Source organism: Streptomyces sp. NPDC002817 (assembly GCF_053592055.1).
Genome location: NZ_JBSFUY010000014.1, coordinates 34,316 through 51,250 on the forward strand (window position 1 = coordinate 34,316; position 16,935 = coordinate 51,250).

The window sequence follows — 16,935 nt, forward strand, 5'->3', positions numbered from 1 at the left end:
GGAGACCCCGTGAACCGTAGCCTGACCCGCAACATCCTCCGCATGGCGCGAGGCGTCCCGACGTCCGAAGCTCCTTTCGCCCACCTCGTCGAGGTTGAACACGTCTTCTCCCGCGAGGCGTTCGCCGATGCGCCGGCGCCCTGGTCGCCCGGCGACGACTTCGCGGAGGTCACGGGCGGCGCGTGGCTGCGCGACAACGGCGACCGCACACAGACGGCTGTGGTCACCGACATCGGGCCCAGGCAGCTTCCTGCGGCCGACGGCGGAAAGTGGACGGACGAAGAGGTCTGGACGGTGACGACGGCCGACGCCGACGTCTTCGCCTGGCTCGACGACAAGCCGCACCGTGTGACGTGGGCGCTCGGCAGGCCGGACGTGACGATCGAACGGGAGCCGTACGCGGGCCATCCCCATGAGGCGGTGGCCGACTACTGGAACCGCTTCTACCTGCGCCACTGGTTCACTCCCGAAAGCCGCGCGGACGGGCGTTACGGACTGACCCTGGCGTGCGCGCCCAATGACTCCTGGCACTCCGGGCCGTGGCGCCTGGCGGATGCGTCCAGCCGACTGCTGAAGTCGCTCGGCGGCCGGGCGAGCGTCCGGACGGTCCACGTACCCGGGGCATCCGACCAGCGCGTGCCGCACAGCGTCTCCCTCATGCAGTTCCTTTCTCACCTCTGACCCACACAGAGTGGCCGACTCTTAAGGCTTGCACGCAGTCGATCATCTCTGTATAGTCTTAAGAGTCAGCAGGGCGGGGACACCCCGCCGAGACTCCACCGGAAGGGCTTCCCGTGCTTGAGCTTCGCCTTGTGAACGAGACCGGCTACACCGTCCTCGTCCCCGGCTTCGAGACCGTGGTCACCGTGCCGGACGAGGTTGCGGACGCGGCGGAGGAGCTGCTCCTGGGCGAGCCCGCCGAGACGGACGCGGCCATGTGGCGGCAGGTCCGCCGCGAGCACGCCGAGGGCCTCGGCGGCGAGAGGACCATCAACGGCCGCCTCGCGCTGGCCAAGGTCGGATACCACAACGCGCGCCACTACCGCGTCCAGCGCACTCAGCTCTGACCGACCTGCGGCCCCCGCCCCGGCGGGGGCCGCCCCTCCCCTTCCGACATCCGAGGAGTACCGGTGAATGACGCACGGCAGGACATCGAGGCGCTCCTGAAGGAGGCGAGCCGCGTCCAGCTGATCAAGGCGGTGCTCGGCGCCCTGGAGACGGCCGAGGAGGCGCGGCGCCCACTCGACTATGCCGACTACGGCATCGGGCAGTACCGCGACAACGCGGCCGTAGAGGCGGAGCGCAACGCCCGCGTAGGCGTCGCGGACGAGATCGAGCAGTCCCTCCGCCTGGGGCTGACCGGGCAGACCGCCCCCCAGCAGGGCGGGTAGCACCGCAGGCGAGGACACCACGCCGCGCCCGCCGCCACTCGCCGGGCGCGGAGTGACAAGCACCACAGACCATCACGCGTCTCTTAAGACTTGCATTGTCGCCAACCTTTTATGTAGAGTCTTAAGAGACGACGGGGGATCGAGCCCCCGCACACGGACCAGCAAAGGACGGACAGACGACATGACGGCGACCCAGACCCCCGCGCCCCTCTTCGGCACCGAGGACCTGATCATCTCCACCGTCGCCACGCCGAAGGAGACCAAGCCCCACACCCTTCGCGTCGTCGACCTCTACATCAACGGCGACAAGCAGGGCGCTCGGTGCGTCGTGTGCGACGCGTACGGGGAGCTGAACGCGCTCAAGGACCTGCGCCCGTACGCGTACGGCTGCACCCAGGTCCCGGCGTTTGAGAGCCCCGCCCCCCAGTGGATGTGAGCGCCCCTCGCCGGTCCCGCCCCACGGGGGCGGGACCGGCTCCCCTGCACCACCCCCCCAACCCCCTGGAGATTCACCACGTGATCACCTACGCCACCGCCCAGGACATCGGAGACCGCCCCGCCCAGTGCGACGCGACGGCCGTGGCGACCGAGTCGGGCGCCCGCGCCTGGGTCCTCCTGGACGGCATCGGCACCACGCCCGAGGTACAGGCCTGGACGCACGAGAAGGCCCGGGTGCTCGCCCGGGTGGCTGCGGTCACCCGCAGCCCCGAGGCTGCCATCGCCGCCGCGCGGACGGTGTCCCAGTCCGACGGCTACGAGGACGAGTACCGGCCGCCGGACGCGGTCGCAGTCATCGCGGTATGTACGGCAGACGGCCGCCTCCGCGTCGGCTGGGCCGGTGACGCGCGCGCCTACTGGATGCCGACCGGCGGCGCCCTGGAGAAGCTCACCGCCGACCACAACGAGGCCGAGGCCCGACGGGCCAGAGGCGAGACCAACATCCCGCCGAACGACCGCCACCTCATCACGGCGAGCCTCCGGCGCTACGACGGCGAGGAGGCCGAGATCGGCACGGCGCGTCCGCTGCGCGCCCAGGGCGGGCGACTGCTGCTCGTCTCCGACGGCACCTACGCGCCCTTCGAGGACAACGGCATCGACATGAGTGTGCCGCTGGCGCAGACGACCCCGCGCGGCGCCGCCTCCGCGCTCGTCCGCACGGCGGTGTCTTTCACCGGCAAGCGGCGCGACAACGCCACGGCGATGGTCGTGCAGTTCGGCTGACGCTCCTCGGTGCGGGCCGCCAGCACCGGCAGCCCGCACCCCTCCCCCGCTCCCCACCGGCGCCCTGACGGACGTTTCGGCGCCGCGCTTTCACCCTCCAGCGCCTGCCCTCGTGGCCACTGCATCAGTGACTCTTAAGGCTTGCATTCCCCACCCCCTCAATGTAGAGTCTTAAGAGACAGAGGGCGAGGGGTCCCGGCCAAAGCACCCAAGCCAGGAGTGAACCTCGTGACGATCGCCCTCCCCGAGATGACCGAACTGCACCTGGAGGTCACGGAGTTCGACCGGATCGAGTGCTCCGAGTGCGGGAAGGCCTCACCCTTCCTCGACGACGGCGACGACGGCACCCACGACGCCCACGACGCGGGCTGGCACGTGCTGAATCTCGACGAGTGCGGCTGCTGCAACCTCTGCGGCCCGTGCGCCGAGGACCTGTGCGGCCGTGTCGACGACAGTCCCCGGCTGTTCGGGATGCGCGTCGTCTAGGCCAGCAGGCGCGGACGGCCGGAACCCCTGGCCACCGCTGTCCGCAGACACCGGAGCCCTGATGCAGCACCCGGCCCCCGGCACCTGATCCGGCGGGGAGAGCCGTCCCCTGGCTCGCCCCCTTGCACCTCCCCCAGCCGCGCCCGGCTGGCCCCTTAACCGATTCCCGCGAACAGGAAGAGCCCCATGTCCCGCACCGCATATAGCCCGACCTCTGCCCACCCGCACCGCTGGTGCCGCAAGCTCCACCGGGCCACGGCGGTACTCGTCGCCCTCGGCCTGGTCCTGGCCATGACGTTCGGCAGCCTCCCGCTGTCGCTGCTGGTCGGCATGACGCTCGCCGCCCTGCTCGCGGTCGTCCTCGTGACCGCCGGAACCGACCTGCGCGGCCTCAACCGTCAGCACGCGCACTCGGCCCCTCTTGTCACGCGTCCCGGGTGGGCTGCGGCTGCGGTCGTCGCCGACATGGCCGGGCTGTTCCTCGCCGTCCGCTTCGTCCTCAACTTCTCCGCCTACCAGACGGATCTGAACTGGACCGCCGCCACCGGATTCACGGCCGTGGCCGCCGGTGCGGCGTGGGCCGCGCTCTACACGGTGCTGCACGTCAAGGCGGTTGCACCGGCCCAGGACCGCGACGCCGCGTAGCCCACCCCGAGCAGGAACCCGCCGCGCCCCCGCACTCCCGGGCGCGGCGCGACCATGACAGGAGCGCCCCATCAGCCGATCCCCCGCCACCAGCCCGGACGCCGCGCCCCTCGCCGACGCGGGCACATTCACCCCGCCCGTATCCGTCGTCGCGCACGCCTCCGACGGCTCCAACCATGACGGCCGCGCCCTGCCGAAGGCGCTGTTCGACGACGTACTGGGAGCTCTGCGGGAGATCTTCGGACCCCCTGGCGCCCCCGCCGCGTCCCACGTGGTCTTCGGCATCGCCGAGACCGGCGAAAGGCTCGCGCGGGACCCTGACGGCCCGCTGCTGATCGGCGCGGCCGGGCACGCTCTGCCGGATGCGGCAGAGCTGTGCGGCGCGCCCGTCGCCGGCGCCCTGGCGGACCTGGCTGCCACGACCGGCGGAGGCTACGAGTGACCAACGGTCCTGGCCCGTCCGGCGCGCGGCGGCCGACGACGGTCCGCGAAGCCGTGGCGTTCGTGATCCGGCACGCTGTTGGTGCTCCGTTCCCGCACTTCGGCGACACCCGTAGTCGCACTGCCTACATCCGCCTGCGGGTGAGCCGCCGGCCGCGGGCCGAGCTGGAGTACACCCTCCGCCTGGCCGCCGCCCTGTGCAGGCACGCCGGCACCGCCCTGACCCGCGAGGAGCGCGGAGCCGTCTACGCCGTCACCCACGAGATCCGCGCCGAGATCGCCCGCGCGGCCGACGCCGCCGCTGCGACCGAAGGAACCGAGTGACCGAACACCTGCTGCCCCCGTACGTCACGGTGAGACCCGTCCCTCACACGCGCCCCGGGGTGATGGGCTACTGGTGCTGGCGCTGCAACCCCCTGGACGGGTTCACCGAGGCCTTCGGCGCTGGCGTGGACGAGTGCGGAGCGCGGGCGGGCGCCCGCGCACACGCCGAGCGGCGCCACCGGTACGCGCCCTCGATCCTGACGCCCGAGGAGACCGAGGAGGTCCGGCGCACCCGGCTGACCAGAAGCGATCTTCAGCTCCTGGACCTCGCATTCCAGGGCCTCCTCGAAGAGGACGCGCGCGGCTTCTACGCGGCCGACCCTCTCGGCCTCACCCCTCGTCTGAACATGCCCATCCCCCGCGTGCGCTCCATGGCCGCGCTCGGCTGGCTCCGCGAGGACACCGCCCGCCGCAGAGCCGAAAGCCGTCCCGTGCCCGCAACCGAGGCAGGAGCGCGGATGCTGGCGCTGTGGGCGCTGGCTTGGCAGGCCGGCCTCGTCGAGCACGCGGCCCGATCCAGCACGCTGTGGGCGGTGCCCGAGGCCGAGCAGCATGCGGCGTACCGCATGCTGGACGAGACGCACACCGGCGCCCCGGAACACCCCAACGTCTCTTAAGACTTGCACGCACGACTTCCGCGATGTATAGTCTTAAGAGTCAAGAGGGCGGCGGGTTGACGATCTCGCCCGCCGCCCGTATCCCACGCTCGTAAGGCCAAGTGCGCATGATCCGTTACCTGACCCGGCGTCACCGCACGGCGGCCGTCGTCGCCGAGCGCCTCACTGTCACGGGTGCGAAGCGATGACGGCCACCATCGCTCAGCACCGCGCGGCCCAGCTGGCCCGCCGCATGTTCGCTGGCCTGTGGCCGGCGCGGCCGGACGCCCACATCGCCGAAGTCACCGAGGGCACGCAGCTGCGGACGGACGACCTGGTGGTGATCTACAGCCCGCACCAGCCCCTCACTCGCGAGAATGCCCTCAGTTGGGCCGCGTGGTGGCGGGTCGTTTCCTCCAGTGCGAGGACGGCGGTCGTGCGGCAGGTCGCGGTGCCGGAGGGAAGGTGGGACCGGACGCCGGACATGACCGTGTTCGGCGAGCCGTGGCACGAGCTGCGGCCGCCCCCGCGCATGTACGTGACCACCGCGAACCGGCGCATGGCCCGGGTCGGCGCCCTGCACGACATCCGGGCCCGGATCACCTCCCACCCCGACTTCGGCCAGTGGCAGCAGGCGTACACGGAGGCCGAAGCAGACGAGCACGCCCAGCGCCAGAAGGCGCAGGCCCTGGTCGACGCGGCGAAGAGGGAACGCGCGCCGTACCGCGACGCCGTTCGGCGCCTGCGCGAGATCACCGGCCACGACCTGCTGATCTGGTGCGACTTCAGCACACTCGAACAGTCGCTGAACGGCTGGCTGGCCACCGACGGCCGCCTGCGCATCTATCTCACCGGGCTGAGCGGCGTCGGCGCGCTCACCGAGGAGCAGTACCGCGAGGCACTGAATTGCGCCGACACCCTCGGCCTGTAACTGCTCGGCCGGCCGGCCGCCGCGCCCGGCATGCCCCCCACCCTCTGCCTCACCCTCGATCCGAAGGAGGCGTGCCTGTGGCACGCGAAGCCGAGCACGTCGCACGGTTCACGCACACGGGAAAGACGCACGACATCCAGCCCGGCTGGTCGTACTCCCGCATCAGCGAGGCCCGTACCAAGTGCAGGATGAACGGCCCGTTCGCCATCGAGTCCCTGGCCAGCGGCCGACTTCTCGAGGTGACCTGCACCCTGTGCGCGGCGGCCGACTGACCGCCCTCGCCGCCACGGCCGTCCCCGCAGCCCCCGGCCGCCTGGCCCCCTCCGACGTAAGGAACGCATGGCCGACACCACCCCTCCCGCAATGTCGCCCCCGGCCCGCCCCGTGCCCCTGCGATTCTGTGACCGCGACCGGCTGGCCGCCCTGCACGGCCCCCAGGTGTGGCACCGGTGGGGCGCCCGCTGGGTCAACCACCTGTTCGCCGAGGGAACCAAGCCGTTCACCGACCGCACAGCGATCGAGCGCTTGTGGTACCCGCAGGAGCCGGACGCGGTCCGCTTCATCCCCTACACCCCTGCAGGCGATCGCGCGCTTCCCGGCGCCCCTCTCACGGTTGGCGACGTCGCCAACCTGGCCCTCACGCCTGCCCGCTGCGCGGTCCCCTACGTGCTGGTGCCGGAGGAACACCGCGAGGGCGTGCACCACTTCGTCCCCGCGCACGAGGCGGCGCACCGACTGGCCGAACGGGACGGCCTCGACGTGCCCGGCCGCGGGCCGTCCATGTCCCCCCGGGAACTGCGTGCGTCGCTGCTGGCGATCCTCGACGGCGAAGAGCCGGCCACGGCATCCCTTCACCGCCCCGCAGGCCGCGTGTATGCCCGCTGGACCTCGGCGCTCGGCACGATGACTTACGTGTGGGTTCTCGGCGAGGACGGCGGCTAACCGTCCCGACCGGCACGCTGCGCCGCACTCGACCCCCAAGAGCGACTCTTAAAGCTTGCACATCCAGCCTTCGTAATGTATAGTCTTAAGAGTCATCAAGGTTCGGGCTTCCGCTCCCTGAGACGCCCGCAGACCACTGAGGCTTCCCCGGCCTCGCACGAAACCGGCGCCGGAGATCCGGCCCGGACAACCCGTCGATCGGAGACAATCATCCCGCCCACGCGCGCCACCGTCGAACTGCCCATGGCCCAGCAGATCCTGCCGTCTGGCCTCGCCTCCAGCACCTACAGGCGCTTCAACCAGGTCCGCAAGTCCCTGGCTACCGCGTACTACCTGCACATCAGCCACCGCGGCATGCTCAGCGCCGACGACATCGATTCGCTCACCCAGAACCACATGGCGACGGCGGCGCGGTCGGCCGGTGTCGAGGCTCCGAACAGTGACGATACCCGCGAGATGATCCGCAACCTTCTGCGCGTCTTCAACGGGATCGAGGCCCCCGCCTCCGCGCCCGTCCCGCTCCCGAGCGGCAAGATCACCGAGAGCGACCTCGCCACTGCCCTCGTCGGCCTGACGGTCGTCGTCCAGGCGGCCGCGCAGGGCGTCACCCGGTAGCAGCCACGTGGGCCGGGCGGATCCGCCCGGCCCTCCGCCTCCCCAGATCGTGTCCCGGGGCGCTGTGGCGACCCGGGACCGGCGGGAGGGCATGCCCTCCTCCCACTCGGGCACCTCGAAGGGTCTCCATGTCCAGCACCACCTCCGCACGTGCCTCCTCGCCGGTGAGTATGGTCCTCGGCGCGCTGTCCGCCGCCGGCCTGGGCGCTCACTTCAACTCCGAAGAAGGCGTGGTCATCGCCTACCCGGCCGCCGTCCCGAAAGCGAGCGCCCTCGACGGCGTCCACGTAACGGTGCAGTGGGACACCACCGGCCCGCAGCAGCCTCACGAGACCCGGGCGCGCTTCAGCGCCTCGGCATGGATCCCCGACAGTCCGCCCGACTACCACGAGGTCGGCACCGTGCACACCTCCGCCACTCCTGGCCCTCTGGCCACCGAGGCCGAGGTGTGCGCGCGAGCGGTCGCCGCATGGCTGTCGCATCCGGAGACCATCGCCGCCAACACGCTCCTGTCCGCGCTCGCCGTACACGGCATCACGCCCGGCAACGGGCTGACCGTCTCCTACGGCGCCCACAGCGACAGGGCCAGCGTCACCGTCCGGCTCAGCCGCGACACCTACGGGACGCTGGTCATCGCGGACCGGGCGGGCTCACTGCGCCACGCCCCGGCCCAGCACACCGGCTGGAGCATCTTCCTCCACGACGAGCGGGGAGAACCCGTCGGCGACCCGGTCTACATCGCCGGCGACGGCGGGACGGTGGACTGCTCGCAGGACTCCTCGGCTGCGGCCCAGTTCATCGCGGACTGCCTGTCCGCCCCGCTCCGGCACTGCTGCTGCTACGCCCGCGAGACCCACAACCCCCGCCACGACCGCGAGTGCCACCTGTACGCGCTCCCGCGCCCCGTGTGAGCACCCCCGGGCCGGCGGCCACGCCGGTCCTCCGCTTTCCCTTGCGGCGCACCCGCCGCCCTGACCAGTGGTTGTCCCCGGGCGCTGCGCCGTCCCGGGACAACGGAAGGGACTTCATGCCCAACCCCCCTGCCAGCGTCCTGCACGACCATCCGGAGCAGCCGGTGTTGCTGTGCCCCGCGGCCGTGACCAATCCGGGCCTGATGGACGGCGTGCTCTCCGTGCTGTCCGACGAGCAGCTGCTCGAGGTCGGACGCCGGGTGGAACGACACCAGCTGCAGCGCAAGAGGTACGCGATCCTCGCCGAACTGCGCACGGCCGTCGCCGCGGCCCTCGACGAGGGCGAGACCGACAGCACCGCGCGCGTCACGCATGTCGGCATCCGCACCCGCGCCTGGCCGGGCATGCCGCCGCACTGGTCGCCGAGCAATCTCCTGCTCCGCCACGCCGACGGCACCACCACCTCGCCCTTCGACGCCGGTCACACCGAGCTCGAGGCCCTGCTGCCCGATCTGACCTGCCTCGACCAGCCCGCCGCCGGCGACGTCCTCACCATCGACCTGCGCACCGGCGCCTTCAGCCGCTAGAACGCCGGCCACCCCCTGCGCCCCCACCCGATCACCCCCTCGGCGGGCCGGGCGCCACCCCCTCCCCGTGAAAGGAACCTGCTCTTGGTCCAACACGTCGTCCAGTTCTCCGGCGGCGTCGGCTCCGCGATCACCGCCGTGCGGGTCGCCGAGCAACACGGCACCCAGAACCTGACCCTCCTGATCGCCGACACCCGCGCCGAGCACCCCGACCTGTGGCGCTTCTCCGACGACATCGCCCACCTCCTCGGCGTCGAACTGACCGTCGTCCGCGACGGGCGCGACCCGTGGCAGGTCTTCGCCGACCAGCGCTTTCTGGGCAACAACCGGCTCGCTCACTGCACGTTCATCCTCAAACAGAAGCCGTGCCGGGCCTGGATGAGCCAGCACGCGCCGCCGGACGACACGATCGCCTACATCGGCATCGAGCCCAACGACCGCGACCGGCGCCGGATCCCGGCCATCGCCCTCCACTGGCAGCCCTGGCACACCGCATTCCCGCTCGCCGACGGTCCCGACGCGACCAAGGACGAACTCCTGGGCGAGATCCGCGCGCTCGGCGTGCGGCCCCCGCTGCTGTACGAACTCGGCTTCCCGCACAACAACTGCTACGGATCGTGCGTCAAGGCCGGCCACGGCCAGTGGAAGCGCCTCCTCGCCACCCTGCCCGAGCAGTTCGCGCACGCCGAGGCCAAGGAGGAGGAACTGCGCGCTCTCCTCGGCCCCGTCGCCATCCTGCGCGACCGCCGCGGAGGAAAGAGCCGGCCGCTGCCGCTCGCCGAGCTCCGCGCACGCGAGCAGGCCGCCGCCTGAGCCACCGACCGCCGACCAAGGACCCCGCCGCCGTGCGGGCGTCCGTCCCACCCCGCAGATGCGCCCCGGCCGCCTGCCCTGATCCTGGAGACCGTCACTGACCCACACCCATCGGCGCGCACCCGACCCGGCGCGACAACCACCGCCCTTTCCCACCCGCCGCTCCGACGGCGCCGCGTTCGGCGAAGCAGTGGCGGAGACCTGGCAGCGCACCTACGGCCGCGGGCGGATGGACATCCCCTGCGGAGTGGTCGCCACGCTCGCCCTGTGGCCCCACAAGACGCCCGGCGCCTCGCATGCCGCCGACCTCGCCCGCTTCCTGGCCTCCCAGCCGGCCCGCCGGTGGCCCCCGACGGTCGGACAGGTCGCCGCCGTGCACTACTTGCGCCGTCCCGACCTGATCGGCGCGGCCGGGCCCCTTCTGCGGTGGGCCGAGGAGGAGCACGACGACGACACCCTCTACGCGGTCAAGGCGGTCGCCGAGACGGCGCTGAAGCACGGCGTGCTGCATCACACCGGCTCGGCCGATCCCTCCGCCCGCTCTGAGGTCGACCTGATGTCCTGGTCAATCGTCTGCCTCCGCCAGCGCGAAGACCGGTCATGGCTGGCCGAGCACCACACACCGGACGACGCCACCGAGGTCCTGGTCTCGCTGGCGATCGGCGACCAGCCTCCGGCAGCCGGCTCCCTGCACGAGCCCACCGGCGGAACCGGCGGCATCTTCCGGGCCGCCGCCCAGCGCTTACGCGACCACGGCGTCGACCCCCACGCCTGGACCTGGAGCCTTCAAGACCTGGACCCGCTCGCGGTGGCCGGCGCCGCGGTCAATTTCCTCGTGTGGGACCTGGGCCCGAACACGACCGTCGCCTGCGGCAACACCCTCAGCGAGGGCGACCTCACCGGACAAGCCCTCGCGGCACGGGCGCGGGCGGAGTCCCACCGCGACGCGCTCCTGGACGGCGCGCATGAGGCAGCCGGTCACCTGCACGCGCTGCGGGCACTGGGAGTCCTGACCTAGGGCCTAAAAGACGTCTCTTAAGACTTGCACGAAGAGACTTTCCAACGTAGAGTCTTAAGAGTCGACGGGGAACAGCCCCGCCTCACCGAAAGGTGCACTTGGTGCGACGTTCGACTGAGTTTCTGCTCCTGGCCGTGGCCGGTACCGCTGGCGGTTCCGCCTTCACGGCGGTCATCGGGTCCCTGACGCCCGCCACCGCGCTCCAGACCGCGATCACCAGCGTCATCGCGGCGACCGCGATCGTGTATGTCCGGTCCCGGCTCGCGCGGAACTCGCAGGACGCGTAGGCAGTCGGCGCCGCCCCCGGCCACTCCGGAGGCGGCGCCGGCCCCTCGCCCACCACATCAGGACCTCGAGTTCGACTCCTCCGGAGTCCTGATGAGCCCAGACGGACACCCCTCGACCACCTTTCCTCCAGGAGGCTCTCGTGTTCTCTCCGACCGACGGCGACCGCATCGTGGTCACCCGCATCGGCCGCGACGGCCGCACCACGTCGTACATCGGCACCGCCACCGAGGTCGTGCCGTACGGGCCGAGCCGAATCGGCAGCGTCTGGACCGGAGGCTGGCGCCTCACCGGCCGCAACCTGGCCACCGGCGAGGACGAGACCTCCTACTTCGCCTGCACCGAGGCCCTGGATCGCTACGACCCGGCCATCCGCCAGACCGTACGGCTGGCCACCGCCGACGACGAGTGAGCACGCCCGCCACGACACGAGAAGGGAACGCCTCCATCCGCACCATCCCCCGCAACCACACCAAGGTGCTCGCCCAGCTGCGCGCCACGCTCACCCAGGTCACCCGCCACAACGGCTTCCGCGACCTGGACGGCACCCCCGCCACGGCCGAAGAGGCCTGGGAGCACTGGGACAACGCGGACACCCACGGCAAGCCTGCGATCGTGCGCGAACTCGACCCGCACGCGGGCGTGTACGAGCTGCGCGTCAACGGCCAGCTGCGCTACGAGCTGCGCCGCCCCACGGCCGGTCTCCGGATCGACGTGGTCGTCGACCGCGAACCGGACGGCCAGACCGGCGTCACCGTGTACGTCAACGGCGCCAGGACCACCGGCCCGGACGTACGTACCCATGTCCTCGACCCGGGCGCGGGCGGGCCCGACCACGCCTGGATGACCGGTCATCTCCAGCACGACGGCTCCGTTCCCGATGAGGTCCAAGCCGAGATCGCCGCGCTCGCCGAGGACTACCACCGCCACCGCTTCTGCGCGCAGTGCGACGGGTAGCCCGGCACCCCTCACCAGCACGTACGACAGCACCACTCCGCATCCCCGGACCCAAGGAGCACCCCCTGTCCCCCGTCGCCCTCCTCTACGGCAACGCCACCGTCACCGTCTGCACGAGCGCCTTCGCCGTCGAAGGCCAGACGGGCGGACTGGCCTCCGTGCCCACCGGTCACCTCGTCAGCCTCGCCGAGGACGCCCTGGGGCTCACCGCGGGTCATTACCAGGCCGGTCACTACCAGGGACATCCCGCGAACGGCCAGCGCACCCTCTTCGCCCTTTCCGGCGACGAAGCTGCGGACGCCACGAACGAGGGAGCCACCGTCAACAAGGCCACGGTCGCCCCCGACTGGCGCCACCCCTTCGCCATCGCCGTCCCGGGCCTGCGCCTGAGTGAGCTCCGGGCCTTCCTGGCCGAGAACCCGGACCTGCCTGACGACGCCCTCGTCCTCATCGGCCCGGCCACCCACCCCCTCGACGTGGAGGACGCCCCCGCAGAACGCGGCCTCGACGTCGGCGCATACGTGCCCGCGATGAGCGCTGGCGGGAACTACGGCAAGTTCTGGCACCCGGAGCACTACGAGACGCCCCGCCCCGAGCTCAGCATCCCGGCGGTCCTGCTCTCCCAGTCCGTCTGACCGATCGGCGCCTGCGCGCCCCGCACCCACGGAGGTCTCCCGCGGCACTTCCGGTGCCGTGCCGCGCAGCACACCACCACGGCGTGCTGATCGTCCGGGCCTACCCAGCGGCCCACCGCCCCCTGCCCCTCCTGCACATTCGATCTCTGGAGCATCGACAGCATGACCCCCGATCACCCGTACACCACCCAACTGGCGCTCTTCGACACGGCCCGTCCGCGGCCGGGCCGTGCCAGCGACGAGGAGACGGCTCCGGTCGCCGAGGCCTGGCACGGCTTCCCTGATGGGGCGCTGGAACCCGGCGAGACCCTGTCGCCTACCGGGTTCACGGGGGGCGAGGCATGGCAGCTGGTGACGGTCGAGGGCTACGTGTACCGGGTGCGGCGCTGTGGCTGGTCGGGGAGCGATGACCTGTGGGAGGCCGGGCACGGGGAGGACACCTACTGGTGGAACGGTGACCTTGAGGACCGCACGCTTTCCGCCCTGCTCGGCCGTATCCGGTGCGACGCACAGACCCGGGCGCGGTTCGCCGACGCATGGGCCCGGTACGGCGACCGTACGGGCGAGGTCGACTGGTCGGCCGACGAGAAGCGCACCGAGGTGGAGGCGGGCGTCATGCTCGTCTCGCGGTTCGGGGTGGCCGGTCTGCTGGTCGAGGCGCGGTGGGGTTGGGACCACGCGCGCGGCGGCGACATGGACGGTTCGACGCCGGAGACGTGGGAGCGGCGGCAGGTGGACCACGCGCTCTACACGCGGTCATGGTGTGAGTGGTCGTCCGGTCTCACGTCGCTCTCGTCGCGGCCGTTCGAGGTGCTCGCGGTCGTCACCGAGGCCGAGGACGAGAAGCCCACCTGTGCGACGTCCGCGCCGTTCGTCGGCAAGTGCAGCCGTAAGCGGTCCGGGGAGTTCTTCCGGGTGTCCGTGTCGGGCCCGAACGGGGAGCAGGGCGAGATCGTCACGTGTGGCCGATGCCTGGCTGGTTGGATGCTGGACGGCGAGCGTCGCCACGGTCGCACCGCGCTGGACGTCGCGGGCCGGCTGGCCGGGGGTGACCCGTCGCCGAAGCTGTGCAAGCTCAATTGGCAGCAGTGGTGCGACCGCGCATCAGAACTTGCCGGGCAGGTGCTCGCGGACGCTCTGAGCGCCGGTCAGGTGGCTCCCTGGCCGTCCGCGGACGTGGTGACGCGGCTGCTCGCCGAGGCGTGCGAGATGGGCGACGAGCGGGCCAAGCGTGCCGCCCGCGCGACAGTGCGCGAAAAGCAGCCCGGGGCGGGCAAGAAGGCCCAGGACGCGGCTGCGGCCACCGCGGTCGAGGAACGCGCCGACCGTGCCGCGCTGGTCGCCGGGGCGTTCGCGCTGGACGCTGCGAGCTACGCCGAGACGTGCGCGCACACCGATGCCGAGACGGCCGTAGAGGCGGCCGAGGCTGGGGAGTGGAGCAAGGCCGAGGAAGCGGCCGGGCAGGCCTCCGAGCACGCCGTAGAGGCCCTGGACGCGGCCGAGGCCGCCGACCACGCGGGCGTGTTCGTGGCCGAGGCCCGCGAGTGCGCCGACAGGGCGAACGAGCACGCCCGGGCCGCGTGTGAGGCGATCGTGACCGCGCGGGAGGCCGCCGACGCCGGGCCCGTCACTGCCCTCCAGGTCCCGGCCGGCTCGGGGGCGGCGGATTGCGACCAGGCCGAGGAGGGGCCCAAGTACCCACGCACGGTGGATGGTTGGGAGGTCCGCGCCGGGGGCTACGACGTGAACGAGCGGCCGCAGGAGTACGGCGGGAAGCTGCGCCCGGAAGTCGTGCCGGGGGCGTGGGTGATTCAGGACTTCCACGAGCAGCAGACGGCGCGCCGTGTCGTCGACCTGTTCAAGAACGGGAATTGGATGGTGCGCGCAGTCGCCCACGAGGGCACCGAGCGTGAGTCGTGGCTGTGCGAGTCCATCGACCGCGTGAAGGTGGTCACGGATGCTGAGCTGTGCGACGCCAAGCGGTCCGCGTTCCGGCTGCAGTGGGGCCGGTGGCGGGGGCGCACGTACAAGGGGATCGCGACGCAGCACCGCGGCAAGTACGCGGCCTGCTGCACATGCGGGAACTGCATGGGTCTGGAGATCTACCGGGGCGGCCGCCGTATCGGCTGGTGCACGACGCTGGACGCGGCTCTTGCGCTGTGGGTGTGGCACATCACCGGCGAAGAGGGCCCGGCGCCAGCGGCTGACGCACCGCGCCCGGAGTTCATCCCGGGCAGCGTGGTCCCGCTTGACCGTGTGCCGGTCGCGTCGTGGGCGGGTCTGCAGGCGGCCGCCCAGGCCGGCAATGAAACGCCGATTGCGGCGAACACCGTTGCGACGGGCGTGATCGAGCGGGGCGGCAAGTGCGACCTGTGCAGCAAGATGTACGGATTCCTGATCACGGGTGAGCACGACGGCACGCCCTGGCAGGCCGACCGGTGGTGCCTCGGCCGGTACACCGACGCTCACGACGTGGCCCGCCGGCTGACCGGCGGCGAGCAGGACGCCGAGGGTCTCGCGCTCGCCATGGGTGGGTACAGCGGGATCTCGGACGCGATGGACACGGCCACCGAGGTACGGCGCGCTCAGGCCGCTCACGAACGGGCGCAGCGCCTGTCTTACTGCGCGTGGTGGTGCGCGGCCGTGCCGGAGGTCGAGGAGGGCCCGGAGGGCGCGGGATGCGGTAAATCGACGTACCGACACGGGGAGGCCGACGGGTACGCAATCGACGTCACCACGGCGTACGGGTACCGGTACCGCGTCGACTGCGACGAGCGCCGGAAGTCGCCGTTCGTGGTCCGTGTACTCAACGACCGTGAGCCGGGCACGAAGGTGGGCGGGGCCGCTCACGCTCGCGCGGCATGGGCCCTGATCCGCACGCACGCCGAGGCCGAGCTACTCGCCGAGGCCGAGCTACTCGCCGAGTTCCCCGCTGCCGCCGACGTCGAGGACCAGGGCGACGAGCAGCCCACCGAGGAGGAGCTGCCGCTGTGCGGCAGCGGGGCCGCGCGCCTGCGGGTCGAGCTCGCTGCCCAGCCGGAGCCGGGCCGCATGGCGGCGCCGCTGCAGGAGCACCGCCATGGGGCCGACTGGCGGTCGCGGTGTACCGGGCACGCCGGAACCGAGGGGCAGGAAGGCGAGGCAGACGAGGCGGCCGCCGTCGTGCGTCCCCTTTAACTGCGCGCAGCGACGGGCCGGGCGTGGCTGACCACGGCCTAGATCCGCACGGTGCCCCGGGCCGCCGACACCCGCGCAGGACACCCAACACCCCACATCAGAAGGGCGCGTGTGCGATGACCACAACAGCAGAGCGGTACCGGTTCGGGCAGGCCGACGAGGACGGGCGCACGCCGGTCTATGTCGACGGCAGCGACACCCCGTCAGGGGTCATTGCTCGCGACGGGCGCGGGAAGCGTCGGTGGACGGTCCGCCCGGTCCTGGACACCACCGGGCACGGCGGCGGGGCATACCGCGTGAAGGACGAGGCGGCCACCGAAGTCGTCGCTGCCGTCGACCGCACGGCCTCGATCCGCGCCGCCATGGCGCAGCTTCCTGCGGTCGTGGGATGGCGCTACGCGTCCTGGGAGGAGATTGAGCAGGGCCACATACGACTGGTCCGGCCCGTGGAGTGTGAGCAGGTGTACCGCCGTCACCGCGCCGCGGTGGGCGAGCCGGTCACCGTGGACCGCCTGACCGTCACCGAGTCGTGGGTGTTTGTGGCCGGAGAGCAGGACGGCAACGTGCTGCGGTACCTGCAGCTGTTCGCCCACGCCTGGCGGACCGTCGGTGCCCTGGTCCCCGACGACACCCCGGCCCGCGCGGGTGAGCCCGAGGGATGGCTGACGGTCGGCGACGTCATCGAGCGCCCCGACGACGCCGACGCCCGGCAGGCTCCCCAGGCGGCCGGGCCGGTCGTACGGACGCGTCTCGACTACGAGACCGGCACGCGCACGCTGGCCGCCGACCTCGGATTCATCGTCACCTACGACGTGCCCGCCGACACTGCCCGGCGCGCCGAGTCGGCCCACAGTGCGGGTGAGGTCGGCGGGTGCCTCTTCGCCCCCAGGTTCACCGACCCCGAGCGCATTGTCTCTTAAGGCTTGCCTTCAACCTCCACGTCATGTATAGTCTTAAGAG

Annotated in this window: 24 protein-coding genes; all 24 read left to right on the forward strand. The window is 71.8% G+C overall.

The genetic code is table 11. The features are described 5' to 3' along the window. The first annotated feature begins 9 nt into the window (after positions 1-9). Positions 10-681, forward strand: coding sequence for a hypothetical protein (locus tag ACWD3I_RS25085; RefSeq protein ID WP_365412383.1), 672 nt, complete (start codon positions 10-12; stop codon positions 679-681). 113 nt (positions 682-794) lie between these two features. Beyond that, the gene (locus tag ACWD3I_RS25090; RefSeq protein WP_365412381.1) at positions 795-1,067 is read left to right on the forward strand and encodes a hypothetical protein; all 273 of its coding nucleotides are present in this window, start codon (positions 795-797) and stop codon (positions 1,065-1,067) included. 63 nt (positions 1,068-1,130) lie between these two features. Further along, entirely contained in the window at positions 1,131-1,391 is a 261-nt protein-coding gene (locus ACWD3I_RS25095; protein WP_365412379.1) for a hypothetical protein, read from the forward strand. 181 nt (positions 1,392-1,572) lie between these two features. Beyond that, a complete protein-coding gene (locus tag ACWD3I_RS25100; RefSeq protein ID WP_365412377.1) occupies positions 1,573-1,827 on the forward strand; it encodes a hypothetical protein in 255 nt (84 codons plus the stop codon). A gap of 80 nt (positions 1,828-1,907) precedes the next feature. After that, entirely contained in the window at positions 1,908-2,612 is a 705-nt protein-coding gene (locus ACWD3I_RS25105) for a PP2C family protein-serine/threonine phosphatase (protein WP_365395183.1), read from the forward strand. 228 nt (positions 2,613-2,840) lie between these two features. Further along, the gene (locus ACWD3I_RS25110; RefSeq protein WP_365395180.1) at positions 2,841-3,098 is read left to right on the forward strand and encodes a hypothetical protein; all 258 of its coding nucleotides are present in this window, start codon (positions 2,841-2,843) and stop codon (positions 3,096-3,098) included. Between the two features lie 186 nt (positions 3,099-3,284). Continuing rightward, positions 3,285-3,743, forward strand: a complete 459-nt coding sequence (locus ACWD3I_RS25115; protein ID WP_365395177.1) for a hypothetical protein — start codon at positions 3,285-3,287, stop codon at positions 3,741-3,743. A 271-nt stretch (positions 3,744-4,014) separates the two neighbouring features. Further along, positions 4,015-4,185 (forward strand): hypothetical protein, encoded by a 171-nt coding sequence (locus ACWD3I_RS25120; protein ID WP_365395174.1) that lies wholly within the window; start codon positions 4,015-4,017, stop codon positions 4,183-4,185. Further along, positions 4,182-4,508 (forward strand): hypothetical protein, encoded by a 327-nt coding sequence (locus ACWD3I_RS25125; RefSeq protein ID WP_365395172.1) that lies wholly within the window; start codon positions 4,182-4,184, stop codon positions 4,506-4,508. Before ACWD3I_RS25120 ends, ACWD3I_RS25125 begins: the two co-directional genes overlap by 4 nt. Continuing rightward, positions 4,505-5,125 (forward strand): hypothetical protein, encoded by a 621-nt coding sequence (locus tag ACWD3I_RS25130; RefSeq protein ID WP_365395169.1) that lies wholly within the window; start codon positions 4,505-4,507, stop codon positions 5,123-5,125. Before ACWD3I_RS25125 ends, ACWD3I_RS25130 begins: the two co-directional genes overlap by 4 nt. Positions 5,126-5,309: 184 nt before the next feature. After that, complete coding sequence (locus tag ACWD3I_RS25135) at positions 5,310-6,035, forward strand: hypothetical protein (RefSeq protein ID WP_365395167.1); 726 nt, start codon at positions 5,310-5,312, stop codon at positions 6,033-6,035. Between the two features lie 77 nt (positions 6,036-6,112). Further along, on the forward strand, positions 6,113-6,307 hold the full coding sequence (locus tag ACWD3I_RS25140; RefSeq protein ID WP_365395164.1) for a hypothetical protein: 195 nt from the start codon (positions 6,113-6,115) through the stop codon (positions 6,305-6,307). Between the two features lie 67 nt (positions 6,308-6,374). After that, positions 6,375-6,977 (forward strand): hypothetical protein, encoded by a 603-nt coding sequence (locus tag ACWD3I_RS25145; RefSeq protein ID WP_365395161.1) that lies wholly within the window; start codon positions 6,375-6,377, stop codon positions 6,975-6,977. Positions 6,978-7,220: 243 nt separating this feature from the next. Next, positions 7,221-7,592: a hypothetical protein gene (locus ACWD3I_RS25150; protein ID WP_365395158.1), complete on the forward strand. Its 372-nt coding sequence runs from the start codon at positions 7,221-7,223 to the stop codon at positions 7,590-7,592. Positions 7,593-7,720: 128 nt separating this feature from the next. Continuing rightward, positions 7,721-8,503: a hypothetical protein gene (locus ACWD3I_RS25155; RefSeq protein WP_365395156.1), complete on the forward strand. Its 783-nt coding sequence runs from the start codon at positions 7,721-7,723 to the stop codon at positions 8,501-8,503. Between the two features lie 116 nt (positions 8,504-8,619). Continuing rightward, a complete protein-coding gene (locus ACWD3I_RS25160; RefSeq protein WP_365395153.1) occupies positions 8,620-9,090 on the forward strand; it encodes a hypothetical protein in 471 nt (156 codons plus the stop codon). 84 nt (positions 9,091-9,174) lie between these two features. Next, entirely contained in the window at positions 9,175-9,903 is a 729-nt protein-coding gene (locus ACWD3I_RS25165; protein WP_365395150.1) for a phosphoadenosine phosphosulfate reductase domain-containing protein, read from the forward strand. A 190-nt stretch (positions 9,904-10,093) separates the two neighbouring features. Then, entirely contained in the window at positions 10,094-10,921 is an 828-nt protein-coding gene (locus ACWD3I_RS25170; RefSeq protein ID WP_365395147.1) for a hypothetical protein, read from the forward strand. 101 nt (positions 10,922-11,022) lie between these two features. Beyond that, positions 11,023-11,208 carry a hypothetical protein gene (locus ACWD3I_RS25175; protein ID WP_365395144.1) on the forward strand — a complete coding sequence of 62 codons (186 nt, stop codon included), beginning with the start codon at positions 11,023-11,025 and terminating at the stop codon, positions 11,206-11,208. Between the two features lie 140 nt (positions 11,209-11,348). Continuing rightward, positions 11,349-11,618 carry a hypothetical protein gene (locus ACWD3I_RS25180; RefSeq protein ID WP_365395141.1) on the forward strand — a complete coding sequence of 90 codons (270 nt, stop codon included), beginning with the start codon at positions 11,349-11,351 and terminating at the stop codon, positions 11,616-11,618. Next, on the forward strand, positions 11,615-12,163 hold the full coding sequence (locus ACWD3I_RS25185) for a hypothetical protein (protein ID WP_365395138.1): 549 nt from the start codon (positions 11,615-11,617) through the stop codon (positions 12,161-12,163). Before ACWD3I_RS25180 ends, ACWD3I_RS25185 begins: the two co-directional genes overlap by 4 nt. Next, the gene (locus ACWD3I_RS25190; RefSeq protein WP_365395135.1) at positions 12,151-12,798 is read left to right on the forward strand and encodes a hypothetical protein; all 648 of its coding nucleotides are present in this window, start codon (positions 12,151-12,153) and stop codon (positions 12,796-12,798) included. Before ACWD3I_RS25185 ends, ACWD3I_RS25190 begins: the two co-directional genes overlap by 13 nt. 162 nt (positions 12,799-12,960) lie before the next feature. Continuing rightward, a complete protein-coding gene (locus ACWD3I_RS25195; protein ID WP_365395132.1) occupies positions 12,961-15,975 on the forward strand; it encodes a hypothetical protein in 3,015 nt (1,004 codons plus the stop codon). Between the two features lie 116 nt (positions 15,976-16,091). Then, positions 16,092-16,895 (forward strand): hypothetical protein, encoded by an 804-nt coding sequence (locus tag ACWD3I_RS25200; protein ID WP_365395129.1) that lies wholly within the window; start codon positions 16,092-16,094, stop codon positions 16,893-16,895. Positions 16,896-16,935 lie beyond the last annotated feature (40 nt).